Source organism: Gemmatimonadota bacterium (genome assembly GCA_009835325.1).
In the GTDB taxonomy this organism is placed as follows: domain Bacteria; phylum JAAXHH01; class JAAXHH01; order JAAXHH01; family JAAXHH01; genus JAAXHH01.
The window spans coordinates 64,158-79,278 of record VXWP01000049.1 but is presented as its reverse complement, the minus strand read 5'-3'; the positions used below and the strand labels follow the sequence as shown (position 1 = coordinate 79,278).

Annotated in this window: 14 protein-coding genes; 7 read left to right on the top strand and 7 right to left on the bottom strand. The window is 60.6% G+C overall.

Annotation, left to right across the window (positions count from 1 at the left end; translation table 11 throughout):
* Nucleotides 1-117: 117 nt before the first annotated feature.
* Nucleotides 118-594 carry a MarR family transcriptional regulator gene (locus tag F4Z81_06440; GenBank protein MXW04690.1) on the top strand — a complete coding sequence of 159 codons (477 nt, stop codon included), beginning with the start codon at nucleotides 118-120 and terminating at the stop codon, nucleotides 592-594.
* A 52-nt stretch (nucleotides 595-646) separates the two neighbouring features.
* Here F4Z81_06440 and F4Z81_06435 read toward each other — a convergent pair whose 3' ends face one another.
* The 4 genes from F4Z81_06435 to lon form a co-directional block, all read right to left on the bottom strand.
* Complete coding sequence (locus tag F4Z81_06435; protein ID MXW04689.1) at nucleotides 647-1,612, bottom strand: ROK family protein; 966 nt, start codon at nucleotides 1,610-1,612, stop codon at nucleotides 647-649.
* Entirely contained in the window at nucleotides 1,609-3,198 is a 1,590-nt protein-coding gene (locus tag F4Z81_06430) for a 2,3-bisphosphoglycerate-independent phosphoglycerate mutase (GenBank protein ID MXW04688.1), read from the bottom strand. The genes F4Z81_06435 and F4Z81_06430 overlap by 4 nt, the downstream gene beginning before the upstream one ends.
* A gap of 220 nt (nucleotides 3,199-3,418) precedes the next feature.
* Entirely contained in the window at nucleotides 3,419-4,912 is a 1,494-nt protein-coding gene (locus tag F4Z81_06425; GenBank protein MXW04687.1) for a DegQ family serine endoprotease, read from the bottom strand.
* Between the two features lie 86 nt (nucleotides 4,913-4,998).
* Nucleotides 4,999-7,497: an endopeptidase La gene (lon, locus tag F4Z81_06420; GenBank protein ID MXW04686.1), complete on the bottom strand. Its 2,499-nt coding sequence runs from the start codon at nucleotides 7,495-7,497 to the stop codon at nucleotides 4,999-5,001.
* A 540-nt stretch (nucleotides 7,498-8,037) separates the two neighbouring features.
* Between lon and F4Z81_06415 the strand changes: the two genes are divergently transcribed.
* From F4Z81_06415 to F4Z81_06390, 6 genes are all read left to right on the top strand, one after another.
* Nucleotides 8,038-8,544, top strand: a complete 507-nt coding sequence (locus F4Z81_06415) for a hypothetical protein (GenBank protein ID MXW04685.1) — start codon at nucleotides 8,038-8,040, stop codon at nucleotides 8,542-8,544.
* Nucleotides 8,545-8,602: 58 nt separating this feature from the next.
* Nucleotides 8,603-9,073 (top strand): hypothetical protein, encoded by a 471-nt coding sequence (locus F4Z81_06410; protein ID MXW04684.1) that lies wholly within the window; start codon nucleotides 8,603-8,605, stop codon nucleotides 9,071-9,073.
* 19 nt (nucleotides 9,074-9,092) lie between these two features.
* Nucleotides 9,093-10,082, top strand: coding sequence for a VOC family protein (locus F4Z81_06405; GenBank protein MXW04683.1), 990 nt, complete (start codon nucleotides 9,093-9,095; stop codon nucleotides 10,080-10,082).
* Nucleotides 10,083-10,124: 42 nt separating this feature from the next.
* Entirely contained in the window at nucleotides 10,125-11,360 is a 1,236-nt protein-coding gene (locus F4Z81_06400; GenBank protein ID MXW04682.1) for a GNAT family N-acetyltransferase, read from the top strand.
* Nucleotides 11,361-11,426: 66 nt separating this feature from the next.
* Entirely contained in the window at nucleotides 11,427-11,723 is a 297-nt protein-coding gene (locus tag F4Z81_06395) for an AbrB/MazE/SpoVT family DNA-binding domain-containing protein (protein ID MXW04681.1), read from the top strand.
* A gap of 74 nt (nucleotides 11,724-11,797) precedes the next feature.
* A complete protein-coding gene (locus F4Z81_06390; GenBank protein MXW04680.1) occupies nucleotides 11,798-11,983 on the top strand; it encodes a type II toxin-antitoxin system HicB family antitoxin in 186 nt (61 codons plus the stop codon).
* Between the two features lie 47 nt (nucleotides 11,984-12,030).
* Here the strand turns inward: F4Z81_06390 and F4Z81_06385 are convergent, their stop codons facing one another.
* The 3 genes from F4Z81_06385 to F4Z81_06375 all read right to left on the bottom strand — a co-directional run bounded on the left by F4Z81_06385 (nucleotide 12,031) and on the right by F4Z81_06375 (nucleotide 15,121).
* Nucleotides 12,031-12,351 (bottom strand): DUF1330 domain-containing protein, encoded by a 321-nt coding sequence (locus F4Z81_06385; protein MXW04679.1) that lies wholly within the window; start codon nucleotides 12,349-12,351, stop codon nucleotides 12,031-12,033.
* 46 nt (nucleotides 12,352-12,397) lie between these two features.
* The gene (locus F4Z81_06380; GenBank protein MXW04678.1) at nucleotides 12,398-13,678 is read right to left on the bottom strand and encodes an ABC transporter substrate-binding protein; all 1,281 of its coding nucleotides are present in this window, start codon (nucleotides 13,676-13,678) and stop codon (nucleotides 12,398-12,400) included.
* A 264-nt stretch (nucleotides 13,679-13,942) separates the two neighbouring features.
* Nucleotides 13,943-15,121 carry a hypothetical protein gene (locus F4Z81_06375; GenBank protein ID MXW04677.1) on the bottom strand — a complete coding sequence of 393 codons (1,179 nt, stop codon included), beginning with the start codon at nucleotides 15,119-15,121 and terminating at the stop codon, nucleotides 13,943-13,945.

Genomic DNA, 15,121 nt, shown 5'->3' with positions numbered 1-15,121 from the left:
ACATTCGCCTTTCGGTCAGGGTCGACCGTTCCCGGGGTGATTGCTTAAGAAACGGAATCTTTCGATCTCGCAGAAAAGTTGCCTTACGAACCGCTCGCTTTACACCTGGTGACCGATTTGAACAACGAACGCACGCAGGATATCTCAGACCGCTACCTGAAATCCGTGGAAGAAATCAACCGGATCATGTACAGCGGGCGTTTGCATGAATGGCAGGGGATGGACCTCTCGATTTCCCAGTTCAATACCCTGGTCATGCTGAAGCAGATGGGTTCCATGCGGATGGGGATGATCTCCTACTATCTGAAGAACACGCTGGCCGCAACGACATCGATCGTGGACCGCCTGGAGAAAAAAAGCCTGGTGGTCCGGACCAAGGATCCCGACGACCGAAGAGTGGTCATCTGCGAATTGACGGAAGAGGGACAGAAAGCCACGGAGCGGTTCTGGCGTGTCGCCCGGGAGGCGGCACTGAGGGTTGCCGGAAAGTGGGATCAGGAGCAACTGGAATCCGTGGTCAACGCGCTGGAACTGATCTTGCGGACCCATAAGGAGATCGTTGAGTCCGGCGTTTCGTCCAGGGCCAGCGAATAGTCCCAGCCTGCCTTGTATTGCCTAGCACAAACAACCGTTTGAATTACTAAAGTTACGTCGTGCGGGTCAGCATGAAGTGACGCGCGGCACCGATGATGCCGGCGTCGTCGCCTAGTCTGGCAGGCCCGATTTCGAGGATGCTGGCGGACCACTTGTACGCGCGCCGCGCCACCTCCGCGCGGATGGGGCCGAAGATCAGATCGCCCGCCTTGATGACGCCCCCGCCAATGACGATCAGTTCGGGATTCAGCAGGTTGGTGAGACTGGAGACGGCCGTGCCCAGGAGCGTGGCGGACCGGTGCATCACCTCGCGCGCCGTCTCATCGCCCCGGTCGGCCGCCTCGGCGATCATGGCGGCATCGATGCGGCCGGAGTCGCCGCCGGCCAGTTCCGTCAATACGCTCGTCCGCCCGTCCCGCAGCAGTTCCCGCGCCTGTTCGGCGATGGCCGTCGCCGAGGCATAGGCTTCCAGGCACCCCGGCGCGCCGCAGCCGCACATTCTGCCGTTTTCCACGACGGTCATATGGCCGATCTCGCCGCCCGCGCCGTTGGAACCGCGCCAGACTTCATGGTTCATGATGATCGCGCCGCCGACGCCCGTCCCGAGGGTGATGCATACGATATTGGCGTAACCGGCGGCACCTCCGACCCAGTGCTCCCCGATGGCCGCCGCGTTGGCGTCGTTCTCGATCGCCACCGGAAGCCCCAGGCGTTCGTGGAGCAGCGACTGGAGCGGGAGATCCACCCATTCCGGCACGTTCGGCGCGTAGACCACGGTACCCGAATCCTCGGGGATCAACCCGGGCGTGCCCACGCCCACGCCTGACACGCGGTCCCTGCCGCAGGAATCCATGGTCGTCTCGACGCAGGCCACCAGGCGGTCGATCACCTCCCCGGCGGTGCGGCTGCCCGATATGGACTGCCATGCCCGGTGGGATATGCGGCCGCCTTCATCCACGACGGCGCTGTTGACGTTGGTCCCACCCAGGTCCACGCCTATGACCAGGTCGCGCTTCATGCCCGCTCCGTGCTTCCGGCCAGACCGTTCGGAGCCGCCAGGTCCGTGCCCGACATCGATTCCGGACAGGAGATACCCATCATGGACAGCACGGTCGGCGCCACGTCCGCCAGCCGCCCGCCGGTGCGCAACAGTCCGTGTTCCCGTTTATCGTCCACGAGTATGAGCGGTACGGGATTCGTCGTGTGCGCCGTATGGGGCGCGGAGGTGGCGGGGTCGACCATCATCTCCGCATTGCCGTGGTCCGCTGTCACGATCGCCCCGCCACCGGCCGAGCGGACCGCGTCCATCACCTCTCCCAGGCACCGGTCAACCGTCTCCACGGCCGTGATCGCCGCCGGGAGCGAACCCGTGTGGCCCACCATGTCCGGATTGGCGAAATTCACCAGCACGAAACCGTACTCCCCGCCGCGCAGGGCATCGGCCACCCGGGCCGCGACCTCTGGCGCGCTCATTTCGGGCTTCTCATCGTAAGTGGCCACGTCCCGCGGCGAGGGGACCAGGATCCGGTCCTCGCCTTCGAAGGGCCGTTCATCGCCGCCGTTGAAGAAATAGGTGACGTGAGGGTACTTTTCCGTTTCCGCCACGCGCAGCTGATGCCGGCCGGCCAGGCTGATCGTTTCTCCCAGGATTCCGCGCATGCGTTCCGGCGGACGAAAGGCGCAGGTCACATCGAAACGCGCATCGTATGGCGTCATGGTGGCGATGCGTACGTCCGGAACGTCCCCGCGGTCGAAACCGTCGAAATCCTTTTCGATGAAGGCCCGGACGATCTGGCGCCCCCGGTCGGCCCGGAAATTGAAGATGATCACCGCGTCGCCGTCCGAGATTACACCGCCGGGGCTGGCCGGGCCGTACGCTGCCGGCGCGATCACGGTGGGCGATACGAACTCGTCCGTTTCGCCCCGATCGTACGCCGCTTGAACGGCTTCCGCCGCGGTGCCTGTCCGGTACCCTATCCCTTCGGTAAAGAGTTCGTAGGCCCTGCGCACCCGCTCCCACCGGTTGTCCCGGTCCATGGCGTAGTATCGCCCGGTCACGGTGGCGATGCGGCCTACGCCGAGTCGCTCGATGGCCGCCTGCAGCGTCTCGAGATAGCCCGGCGCGCTCCGGGGCGATGTATCACGGCCGTCCAGGATGGCGTGCAGCAGGACGCGATCGCCGGTCAGTTCCCGGCGACGGGCCATTTCGAGCAGCGCCAGGTAATGCTTTTCGGCGCTGTGGACCAGTCCGTCCGAGGTGAGTCCCAGCAGGTGCAGCCGGCCTTCCGTACCCCGAAGCCGTTCCAGGATCTCGACGAGCGCGGCGTTTTCGAAGAATGAGCCGTCGTCGATGGCCTCGTTGATCCGGCTGACTTCCTGGCGGACCACCCGTCCGGCGCCCAGGTTGAGGTGGCCGACTTCCGAATTTCCCATGATCCCGGGCGGAAGACCGACGTCCTCGCCCGATGCGCTCAGCAAGGTTTGGGGATACTGCTGCCACAGCCTGTCGAAGTTCGGTGTCTCCGCCAGCAGGACGGCGTTGGCATCGCCGCGGGGGGCGATGCCCCAGCCGTCCAGGATGACGAGCGCGACGGGAGCATTCATCTGGAAGTACGTACCCGGGCCGTATCGATGCGGGTACCCGATACCTTTCGGCCCAATAGCCCATTATGAAGAAAACGCGGATGGCGCTCCGCGTTTTCTGATGAGTTAAACGATGTTCCTGGAAGCCGGACGCGTGCCGGTGTGCTGGACGCGCGACGGTGTACCGAACGCGCGGCGGTGTGCCGGATGCGGCTTCAGCGTCTCGCGTTCGTACTAAATGTTATTCTTCGGGTATCCGCAGCCCCACCAGGAATTGTGCGTCGCCGCGCTGAATCCTGAAGCGGATGGCCTGGCCGGCTTCAAACTGCCGGACGATTCCGAGGAATTCCTGGACGCTGGACACCGGATCGCCGTTCACCTCGCGGATCAGGTCGCCCCGCCGGAGTTCCTTGTCCTCGGCCACGCTGCCCGAACGCACCTCGGCGATCACCACGCCGGATCCCTGCTCGTAGAACCTGGACCACTGACGGGAAACATCCATTACGTCTATGCCGAGATTGGACGCGGGGCTCCTTTGAGGTTCCCCCCTCGATGCTGTGCTCGTGGCCTCGTCACCGGGCAACTCGCCCAGTTCAATATTGATGGTCATCGGCGCTCCGTCCCGGATCACCTCGAGTACCACTTCCGTGCCCGGCGCGATGTCGGCAATGCGGTACCGCAGATCGTCCGTATCCTCCACGCTCTCGCCGTTCAGCGCGACGACCACGTCCTCCCGCTGAAGATCGGTATCTTTCGCCGGGCCGTCGTCCCTGATTCCTTCGATAAGCACCCCGTCCGTGTTTTCAAGTCCCATGGACTCCGCCACGACCTCATCGAGGTTGTTGATCATTACACCCAGGTAACCGCGCGTAACACGTCCGTCCTCGACCAGCCGGGTCATGATGTTGCGGGCCATGTTCGCCGGAACGGCAAACCCGATGCCCTGGTAACCGCCCGTCCGGGTATAGATGGCCGTGTTGATGCCCATGAGATTGCCTTCCATGTCCACCAGGGCACCGCCGCTGTTCCCGGGGTTGATGGCGGCGTCCGTCTGTATGAAGTTCTCGTAAGTGACCTCGTTCGGCCGCGCCGGCAGTACCCGACCCCGGCCCTTGGCGCTGACGATTCCCGCGGTGACGCTGTGGTTCAGCCCGAAGGGATTGCCTACGGCCATGACCCATTCGCCCACGCGCAGCTTCTCCGAATCGCCGAAGGCCAGCGCGGGAAGATCGTCGAATTCGACCTTGATGACGGCCAGGTCCGTCCTGGGATCCAGTCCGATGACTTCAGCATTCACCTCGCGCTCGTCAGACAGCTGGACCTTCAGTTCGTCTGCGTTTTCCACCACGTGGTTGTTCGTCAGGATATAGCCGTCCTCCGACACGATGACCCCGGAACCTACGCCCCTGAATTGCCGGGGCTGGTCGTTCCGCGGCTGACCACCGCCGAAAAACTCCTCCCAGGGACTCCAGAACCGCTGCTGTGTCTGACGTGCGACGCGTTGACTTTTAATCAGCACCACCGATGGCTTCACCCGCTCGGCTATCGTAGCAAAGGTCTCGCTGAATTCCTCGAGTGATCGCTGGTCCGCCGCCACCACCGGCGTGATCGATCTGTATACGTCCCGTTCTGCGACGGATGCGTCCCAGTTGGAAATGAACAGTGCCCCGAGCACCATGCCCGTGACGAGCAACGCCGCGGCGGCCAGGCTACCGAACTTCCTTTTCACCTTCATGCTCGATCTCCCTTTTTACTGGCTGAACCCTACTTGATCCAACTATGCATAATACCGGGCGCGCGTCCCGGCGTCAATCGATTACCTCAGTTCAGATTCGCGTCCCGGGGCGCAACCGTCACGCCGCCTTCCAGGCTTTCCGCCCACGCCTCGTCGCTTTCCGGCGCGTCGACGGGCTCAGCATCAACGGGTTCATCGTCGACGGGCTCGTCTTCGACCGGTCCGTCCATGAGCGCCAGTTCCAGGACCTGGTCGATATGGTCGACCAGGCAGAATCCGAGCTTCTCCTTGACGGCCGCGGGCACGTCGTCCAGGTCTTTCTCGTTCCGGCGGGGCAGGATGATGGTAGTGATCCCGGCCCGCATCGCACCGAGGACCTTCTCCTTGATGCCGCCCACGGGCATGACCTTCCCGCGGAGGGTGACCTCGCCGGTCATGGCCAGGTCGTTCCGCACGGGCCGGCCCGTGAACAGGGAGGTGAGCACTGTGACGAGCGCCACCCCCGCGGAGGGTCCGTCCTTGGGAATGGCGCCCACGGGCAGATGGATATGGATGTCGTTCGCGCCGAAGAACGCGGGGTCGATCTGCCAGTCCGCGGCGTGCGACCGCACGTACGTCAGGGCGGCCCGGGCGGATTCCTGCATCACGTCGCCCAGCTGGCCCGTGAGGGTCAATCCCTTGCCGCCGGACATCTTGCTGGCTTCCACAAACATGATCTCGCCGCCGGCAGGGGTCCACACCAGTCCGATCGCCACGCCGGGTTCGCCGGTGCGCTCCGCGGTCTCCGAGAAGTATTCCGGCGGTCCCAGGTACTGGTGAAGGTCGTCTTCGGACACCCGGAACGGAGGCGCCTGCCCTTCGGCGACCGAACGGGCCGACTTGCGGACCACCGTGCGGATCTTGCGCTCCAGGTTGCGCAGGCCCGCCTCCCGGGTGTAGTCGGCAATGATCCGGCCGATCGCCCGGCCGTCGAAAACCACGTCCTCGGTGGACAGCCCGTGCGTCTCCAGTTCCCGCGGGACGAGGTAGCGCCGGGCGATCTCGATCTTCTCCTCTTCCGTGTAGCCCGACAGCTCGATGACCTCCATGCGGTCGCGCAACGGCTCCGGAATGCCGGCCAGCATGTTGGCCGTGGTCACGAACATGACGTTGGACAGGTCGAAGGGCAGATCGATGTAATGGTCGGTGAAGGTGTCGTTCTGCTCCGGGTCGAGCACTTCGAGCAGCGCGGAGGACGGGTCTCCCCGGAAGTCCCGGCCGAGCTTGTCGATCTCGTCCAGCATGAAGACCGGGTTGTTGGTCCCCGCCTTGCGGATGCTCTGGATGATGCGGCCGGGCAGGGCGCCGACGTAGGTCCTGCGGTGGCCCCTGATCTCCGCCTCGTCGTGCACGCCGCCCAGCGAAATGCGCACGAACCGGTGGCCCAGGGCACGGGCGATGGACTTGCCCAGCGAGGTCTTGCCCACCCCCGGCGGGCCGACGAAGCACAGGATGGAACCCTTCAGGTCCGGTTTCAGGCTGCGCACGGCCAGGTGTTCGAGGATGCGGTCCTTGATCTTCTCCAGGCCGTAGTGGTCTTCGTCCAGGATCCCCCGGGCGCGCTCGATGTCCAGCTGATCCTCCGACGAGACCGACCAGGGCAGTTCGGACAGCCATTCGAGGTAGGTCCGCAGCGTCGAATACTCGGGCGAGATGGACGGGATGCGTTCCAGGCGCTGGAACTCGCGTTCCGCTTCCACCCGGGCCAGTTCCGGCAGGCCCGCCTCATCGATCTTCTCGCGCAGATCGGACAGGTCCTCGCCCTGACCATCACCGTCTTCGCCGAGTTCCCGCCGGATGGCCTTCATCTGCTCGCGGAGATAGTACTCGCGCTGGGCCTTGCCCATCTTGTCCTCGACCTGCGACTGGATGCGGCTGCCCGTCTCCGCCACTTCGACTTCCTGGGCGATCAGGAACGTCAGCGCCTTCAGCCGATCCTTGACGTCGCTCAATTCCAGCATGGCCTGCTGGTCTTCGAGGGAGATCTTCAGGTTGAAGGCGATGAAATCGGCCATCTTGGAGGGCTGATCCTCCAGGTTGAGCAGGGGAATCCGCAACTCCTCGGACATGGTCGGGACCAGTTCGATCAAGCGCTGGAACTGCTCCGCCAGGTTGTGGGCCAGGGCCTTGCCTTCCATGGACTCGTTCTTCCCCTCAGCCTGAAGTTCCGTCCGGGCACGCATGATCGGCTCGGTTTCGAGCACTTCCAGCACCCGGGCGCGCGAGACTCCGTGTACGACCGCGTGGAGGCTGTCTTCGGGCAGTTTCATCGTCTTGTAGATACGGACCAGTGTTCCGAATTTGTAGAGATCGGCCGGTGTCGGCCGGTCCGTCTCGGGGTCCCGCTGCGCCAGGATCAGGACCATCTTGTCCTGCTGCAGCGCCTCGTCCAGCGCCTTCACGGAACCCGGCCGGTCGGCCACCAGCGCGGCGGCCATGTGGGGATACACGACCAGGTTGCGCACGGGCAGCACGGCGATGGACTCGATCACCGCGTGTTCCTGCAGGTTCGTCTGGATTTCCTGGAGTGCCTTGACCTCGGCCATGCTTGTGCCTCGCTTTCCCTGCCTTTGCTTTACAGCTGCTTCGAGAGACGACCGGCCGCACGGGAGACGGTCAGCCGGTTGCACGTACCACCCTGTGGTGCGCCAAGTCGGCGGACGACCGGCCGCCCTCGAGGCTGCTTACCCCGTTATACGCACGAACCGGCCTGTACGCTTCATTTGGACCGAAAGTTCGTGCCGTAATGCATATATGGAGGGCGCAAACATCATGCCACGGCGATTCCGGGCATGTGTGGGATGCAATCGGGGTGCCGGCGCGACGATTCCGGGGGATTTCAGACCGTCAGCAGCACAGGTTCTCACCGGAATATGCCAATTTGGCATATTGGGTGGCTACGACTGTCATTTTGGCATATCATAGCCTCTTTCAGTGCATAGTGCACTTGATCGGCCGATACGCGTTTCCCGGATCCCCGCGCACGACGTGTGGCGAAGCAAACGATCTGCATACGGGGAGTTTTCATTGACCTCAACGCCAACTCCCCTACCTTGTTGTTGAATCCCACCATGGAAGGAGATTATATGTATCGCATTATCGGAACTTTATTACTTGTCGCGGTCATCTCACCGGTCTATGCCCAACAGGCGGAGGTGATGATGCTTGACAGCGGTCAGATAACGTCGCCTGACGATTTCTATACACCTCCAAAGCAGAGAGTGGTCGAAAAGAAACCCTGGGCAGCGTTTTTGTTATCGACCGCTGTTGTAGGCAGTGGGCAGTTTTATAACGAACAGTACGGCAAGGGTTCCGCCATGTTCCTTGGTGCTGCGACCGGAATCGGTATGTACTTCCACGCAACCAGAGACAACAAATTTAACTTCGTATCCGGCAAAGAAATCGATCTTGATGACAACGATCATCTGCGTGGAGTCGGAGCAGGTTTGGCGTTTGGTTTCATCTTGTGGTCCATGATTGATGCGCCCCTTTCATCCATCGAAATAAACAAGCGCAATCAACAGGCTATGACCATGGGACCCATGATTGCCAGAGACAGGATAGGGGTAGTATTCAGCCTGAATCTCGATTGAGCGCAGGTCTTCTGTCATTCGTAACGCTTCTCCATACTTTTTAATAAGAGGAACACCCATGAAACGTCCTTTCAATCGGATCATGACGTCCGCGCTGGCCTGCTTCCTGATCGCCGGATGGGCCGTGGCGGGTTGCGGCGGCGAAGACGGCGGAGAAAGCCAGGACCACGGAGCGGAACCGGCCGAAGTCGAAGCGCCTGATCCCAATACGGAGGCCCGCCAGGAGCACATGAGAGAGATCGCCCGGCTCTGCGAAGGCATCGCCAGGGCGGTCGAGGAAGGTTCGCTGGGGACGATCGGGGCCGACGTGACCAGTCTCAAGGAAATCATGGAAGTGGTTTCGACGATGCCGCCGCGGTACGACTCCTCCAGGTACGGGTTCTACGCCTCCGACTTCCAGATACGCGCCGAGACGCTCATCGCCGCCGCGGCGACTGGATCCGCCATCGAGGCCGACTCGGCGCTGCAGGACCTGAATATTACCTGCGGCGTCTGCCATTACAACTGCCAGTACCCGCCCGACCCGTAAATCCCGGCAAGGAGGAATCATGATTCGCAAGATCACCGCCGCGCTGGCCTGCGCGGCGTTCATAGCCGCGGCGTGCGTTCAGTCCGAAACGGCTGAAGCGCCCGCAACGTCCGAAGAGGAGTCCGCACCCGTGAACCCGATGAACGAATACGGCATGACGGCCAGCAACGTTTTCCTGTACTACGCCGACGTGGAAGCGGCGACGACGTTCTACACCCGCACCCTGGGCTTCGCCGTGGCGGCCGATTACGGGTTCGCCAAGATCCTCCGCGTGGGGCCGAGTTCTTTCATCACGCTCGTAGACGAAGAGATGGGCATGCACAGCGCCAGCGATCCCAAGACCGTCGCCATCGCCCTCATCACGGACCAGCTCGACGAGTGGTGGGACTACATGAAGGACCAGGACGTGGAGATGCGCTTCCCGTACAACCCGGTCGAGGGGCGTCCCCATCACGGCTTCGTGGCCATCGACCCTGAGGGCTATCTCCTGGAGTTCGAGCGGTTCAACGTACACGCCGAGAACGAGATGCTGATCCCGGTGCTGAACGAGACCGAGACCATCTATCCCGCCGAAGGGGCGTCCGACGTGCCTCCGGGACTGGGTTTCAAGGCGACCGTGGTGTGGTTCTACTACAAGGACATGCCCGCGATCCAGGCCTTCTACGAGGACGTCATGGGCTTCGAACTGATCGTGGACCAGGGATGGACCAAGATCTACCGCATATCGCCTTCGGGCTACATGGGCCTCGTGGACGAAACACGCGGCATGCACAATTTCACGGAGAAGAAGGCCGTCACCATGTCCTTCTGGACGGACCGCATCGACGACTGGTACGCCTACGTCAGCAACCACGGTTCCTTCGAGATGCGGTCGGAGAAGGTCGAGGAAACGGACAGGTACCGCGCCTTCGTCGCCTACGACCCGGAGGGCTACTACCTCGAGTGGAACGTCTTCAAGGACGCGCCGGACAACGAGACCCTCCACCGGATGCTGAGGGGCGAGGAGTAACGTTCTGGGAGTAGCTTGGGGCGAGGAGTAATAGGAACAGAAATGGCGATCATCCGGCCATATGACGCCGAGCGGGACCAGGACGCGATCATCCGGGTCTGGCGGGAAGTCCACTGGATCACCAGCGACGAACAGGCCAAGTGGGCGCCTCAGTTCATGGAGAAAGCCCGGACCGACGTGGCTGAAGTGAACGGTGAGGCGGAGTGCCAGGCCTCTTCGACCGACGGCACGTTCCGGTACCTGGACGAAGACCTTACCATGTCCGCCATCGTGGGGGTGACGACCAGCCGGATCGCCCGGAAACAGCGCCTCGCCCAACGGGTCACCGCGCACCGTATCGCCCAGGACGCGGCGAACGGCGTGGAGATCTGCACGCTGACCATGTTCGAACAGGGATTCTACGATCTGATGGGGTTCGGTACGGGTCCCTACGGACACAGGGTACGCTTCGATCCCGCCGACCTCACGATAGACCGTCCGTTCCGGGTTCCCAGGCGCCTGAAGGCCGACGACTGGGAAATGATCCATGCCGCCATGATTAACCGCAGGCTGACCCACGGCGGCTGCAGGTTATATCCCGCCGAATTGTTGCAGGTCGAGCTGAATCATGCGGAGAAATCCTTCCTCCTGGGGTATTGCGATGGTCCGGACGGCGAACTGACCCATTTCTTCTGGGCCAGCGACCATGAAGAACACGGTCCAAGCTATATCTATATGATGGCCTACCAGGACCACGACCAGTTCCTGGAACTGCTCGCGCTCATGAGATCCCTCGGCGACCAGATCCGGCTCTTCCAGATGGTCGAACCCCCTGACGTGCAGCTTCAGGACCTGATCAAGCAGCCCTTCCGGGCCAGGATGGTGTCCGAAAAAGGCTCCTTCAATACCCTGATCCGGGGTGATGGCTACTGGCAGGCCCGGATCTGCGATCTGGAAGCCTGCATGGCCAAGACCCGCCTGGACGGGCCGACGGCACGGTTCAACCTCGTGCTGAAGGACCCGATCGAGAAGTACCTGGACGCGGACGCGACCTGGCGCGGGATAAGCGGCAGGTACGTTGTTAAGCTCGGCCCGGAATCCAGCGCCGTAGCCGGCGCCGACCCCGCCCTGCCCACGCTGACCGCCTCGGTGGGCGCCTTCACCCGCATGTGGCTCGGTGTCCGTCCCGCCACCGGTCTGGCCGTCACCGACGACCTCGACGGTCCCCCCGAACTGCTGTCCGCGCTGGACCGGACCCTGCGCCTGCCCGTGCCGGGGTTGTGCGGGTGGGAGTACTAGGTTTCGTAAGGTAATCCCGACTAATGCTTCATCTGTGGTTCCCGGCAGATCTTCATAAATTGAGGAATCTCTGCCGCGAACGTACTGCGTGGCCGAGTTTACAGTAGGAGGATTGGAGTGTTTCGCAAAATCGATTCTGAAGGACGGGTCACCTTACCAAAAAGTGTTCTCGACACCCTCGGTGTGGGGCCCGGCGACCAGATCGAAATCATCGAAGGGCCGGATGGGTTCATCCTCAGGCCACCAAGGAAAATCGACTATTCCAGTCTGGGGACATTGAAGGACAAAATCAGGGGCGATCATGAACCGCTCGATATCCACGTCTTCCGCGAGCAGCCTTATGACCCGTCGCTTAGAGACTGATGCTGCGGTGCCTGTTGACATCATGGGTTCGTTGGTCTTGATGGTGCTGAGATAATCAGCAGTTCGGAACAACAATGGAAAACAAGTTCAGGGCGATTATCGAACGGGACGAAAACCTATTCATAGCCTTTTGTCCAGAAATACCGGAAGCAAATGGTCAAGGGACGACCAGGGATGAGGCCCGCGAGAGTTTGTCGGAGGCCATCACCCTTGTACTAGAGGATCGTAGGGAAGAGGGTCTCCGCGGAGCAACCCTGTAGTAAGTAGTGACCTTACCCGCCTGTAGCGACCATCCACGATTGCCCCGTCACAGCTTCGGATCCGGATCCCGCGTATTCTCGCCACCTTCCTGAATCAGCAGGTAGTTCATCGTAGACCCAGCCTGGCGAAACTTCATCGCCTCCTGGTACGCCGGGTCGTTGTACCAAGCCTCTGCTTGCGCCCTGCTGGGAAACTCCAGGATCACCATCCGCCCGTCGTAATCCTTGCCTTCGACACAGGCGATCTCCTCGCCCCGCGTCAGGAACCTGCCCCCGTATTTCTTGACGATGGGCGGCGTCCGGTCGGTGTACTTCCGGTAGGTCTCGGGATCGTGGACGGACATCATGGAGATGACATAAGCAGGCATTGTAGGTGCTCCCTCTCTGGTTGGCGATTCCTGGCAAACGATGAATTCAGCGCGTGAAGCACAATGACGCCTGGCTGACCTCCGGCGGATGTACGATGCGACTGACCAGGCCGCCCGCCCCGTCGTCCTGCCACTGGATCTGTATGCCTTTCAGGTCGCGCTGAGCACCGGCCTGGGCGTCACCCAGCGGATATACGCCAAAGGGTCCCAGTACGGTCTGTTTGGAGGTCGCGAATAAAAAGTCGCGGATCGACGCGCGGTCGATTTCCCCGGTGGGCGTGGCGGCCCGGTTGATGCCCTCCGCGAGCAGTTCCACGGCGCCGAAACCCGAGGCGGCCTGATAGTCCGGGATCTTGTTGTAGGCCGCTTCGTAGCGTCGAATGAATGTATCATTCGTGGCGATGTACCCCTCCGTGCGGATCGATGGATCCCAGGCCGCGTTGCCGATGACGCAACGCCCGGCCGCGCCCGCCTCGCCTATGAAGGATGCGCCGCTCGCCAGGAGGAGGGACGTCAGGAGCGGACTGTATTCCACGGCGGTCACGGCCCTTGCGAACGCGATCGCGTCGTCGGAATACCCTCCGCCGCTGAACAGATCGGCGCCCGCATCCCGCGCCATGGCCGCCAGTGCCTCGTGGTCCGCGCCTCCCGGCGCATAGGCTTGCTCCATCACGAGGTCGAGTTCCCAGGTCCGTGCCGCATCGCGAATGCCCTGGGCCACCGCCGTTGGAAAGGCCGTATCCTCCCACACCAGGGCCACCGTGCGCGCGCCGGCCTGGGCGGCCAGTTCCACGGAACCCTCGAGATACGTCGGGGCCGGGTTCGACATCTGCACGCTCCACTGCCGGCCTCGATTCGCCCAGATCTCGGGAGCCGCCGCAGCCGCGGAAACGAGCGGGATCCCGGTCGGTTCCGTCACGCTGATCACAGGTTCGGTGATCCCACTGCCGTAAGGGCCCAGAAAAGCGGTGATCGAATCCGAGGCGATCATCTCCTGGTAAAGGCGAACGCTCGCGTCCGCGTCGCTCCCATCGTCGTGAATCACCAACTGCACCTTCCGCCCGCCGATGCCGCCCTGCTCGTTCAGCATTTCGACGGCAAGCCGATAACCGCGACTGACCTCCGACCCGGGCGTGCTGAGACGACCGGTCTCGGCCACGGCCGTCCCGAGCACGATGGGTTTCGGTTCCGCCATCGGCGTGGGAACAGGCCCCGTCGGATCGTCGTTGCCGCACGCGGCCACCGCCAATGCCATCGCCATCGCCAGCAACGGGGCTACTGCCGGCAACGGCGCCAATGCAATCGCGGCAGGCCATCTTTGCATCATGGTCGCACCTCTCAAGTCGCATTATCCGGGGTATAGCGGCGTTTCAGAATCTACCTCACCCGTTCCGCCCGGTGAGTCTGTCCGTCCTGGAGAAAGAGGAAGTGGTCGACGTTTCCCTCTTCATCCGGGACGAAGGTGATCCTGGCGTCCTCATCTTCCAGGTAGAAACCGCCGGACGATTCGAGTACGAGTTCGCTCCGGGGCTGGCGATAGACCTCGAATTCACATGGTTTTAAATTTGAAGGTTTTTGGAGAGGAAACCAGTCAGAATGCTTCTTGGGGTATGCGAGGTAGACCCTGCCTTTGCTGATAGAAAGCAAAACGTTGCTGCATCTTTGTGATGTGTGGATGTATTAGGCGTCCAATGCGGTTGGTTTTTAGATCCTTGTATTTCATAATTTGAAATTGCCTAAAGTCAAATTGTACTGTAGATCCATCGATAATGCCAAAGGAAACACTTTCCCAGATTTTCTCAACAAATGGTTTGTTTTTGAACCTATTCGCAACTACTTCGTCATCCATTGTATGACCCATTAAACAGTACAACTCTAGCTGATCAATTTCATCCGATTCTTTCCTCACGATGCAGTCGCAATCTGGGCGGATATTGATGAGGTATTTGTTGTCAGACAGATCGAAAACATCACCCGATCGTACTTCTGTTTCTAACAAACACTGGTTTTTAACAAAACTAGCTTCCGACATTAACGATCTTATTTCTTCCCTGCATACAGGTGGATTTTCTGAATCCAATATCTGAGCACTAAATACATCTGATTTAAATCGACCTAAAAGATTGTTGTTTATTAGAAGAGTAAGAGAGGAACTTGGATCTACTTTATCCTTTTCGTATGCACTCCAGAATGCCCGTGGCCAATTCGGACTTCGATCGTACATGGAACTGAAAAGTGTTCTCTTCGCCTCATAAAACGCGCTTTCCCAGGACTTTAACGTGTATACCGACGCATTCTTGGTTGTCCAATCACTTATCGCAACCAAATCGCTGATTTGTCGCAGGTTTGACTTCTTCTCAACAAAAATAAAGTTCTTCTCTGTGTCATCTTCGTTGTAGAGGCCGGGTGATTGTTCTTCGATTGAATTAGTCACATCTTCTAAAGTTTCATTGGTAAAGATAAACACAGGAACGAAGTATTCCTTTGCCTTGTTGAGAAATGCCACATTTGCCTCGATTCCTTCTCTTTCCAATTCCTGTGCATTACTTGGCCATAGTTTCCAATCCAATAGCACGAAACTTGCAGAGCGTAATAGGTTTTTGTATTGGTTTTCCGGAGGTAAGCTTGCGGTCTTGTAGAAAGGGATCTGCCACTCGTTTTCAATGTTACGTACTATTTGAAAAATCGGATCTTCATGTTCTTCATCATCTCTCTCGTAAGCGTCATCGATGACAACGGCAATACCTGACATAAGGCTTTTAATATCCAT

What these genes read in the sequence shown, in the direction of transcription:
- F4Z81_06435 (MXW04689.1), bottom strand. Translation starts at nt 1,612, where the DNA reads ATGAAGCGCGACCTGGTCATAGGCGTGGACCTGGGTGGGACCAACGTC.
- F4Z81_06430 (MXW04688.1), bottom strand. Translation starts at nt 3,198, where the DNA reads ATGAATGCTCCCGTCGCGCTCGTCATCCTGGACGGCTGGGGCATCGCC.
- F4Z81_06425 (MXW04687.1), bottom strand. Translation starts at nt 4,912, where the DNA reads ATGAAGGTGAAAAGGAAGTTCGGTAGCCTGGCCGCCGCGGCGTTGCTC.
- lon (MXW04686.1), bottom strand. Translation starts at nt 7,497, where the DNA reads ATGGCCGAGGTCAAGGCACTCCAGGAAATCCAGACGAACCTGCAGGAA.
- F4Z81_06415 (MXW04685.1), top strand. Translation starts at nt 8,038, where the DNA reads ATGTATCGCATTATCGGAACTTTATTACTTGTCGCGGTCATCTCACCG.
- F4Z81_06410 (MXW04684.1), top strand. Translation starts at nt 8,603, where the DNA reads ATGAAACGTCCTTTCAATCGGATCATGACGTCCGCGCTGGCCTGCTTC.
- F4Z81_06405 (MXW04683.1), top strand. Translation starts at nt 9,093, where the DNA reads ATGATTCGCAAGATCACCGCCGCGCTGGCCTGCGCGGCGTTCATAGCC.
- F4Z81_06400 (MXW04682.1), top strand. Translation starts at nt 10,125, where the DNA reads ATGGCGATCATCCGGCCATATGACGCCGAGCGGGACCAGGACGCGATC.
- F4Z81_06390 (MXW04680.1), top strand. Translation starts at nt 11,798, where the DNA reads ATGGAAAACAAGTTCAGGGCGATTATCGAACGGGACGAAAACCTATTC.
- F4Z81_06385 (MXW04679.1), bottom strand. Translation starts at nt 12,351, where the DNA reads ATGCCTGCTTATGTCATCTCCATGATGTCCGTCCACGATCCCGAGACC.
- F4Z81_06380 (MXW04678.1), bottom strand. Translation starts at nt 13,678, where the DNA reads ATGATGCAAAGATGGCCTGCCGCGATTGCATTGGCGCCGTTGCCGGCA.
- F4Z81_06375 (MXW04677.1), bottom strand. Translation starts at nt 15,121, where the DNA reads ATGGATATTAAAAGCCTTATGTCAGGTATTGCCGTTGTCATCGATGAC.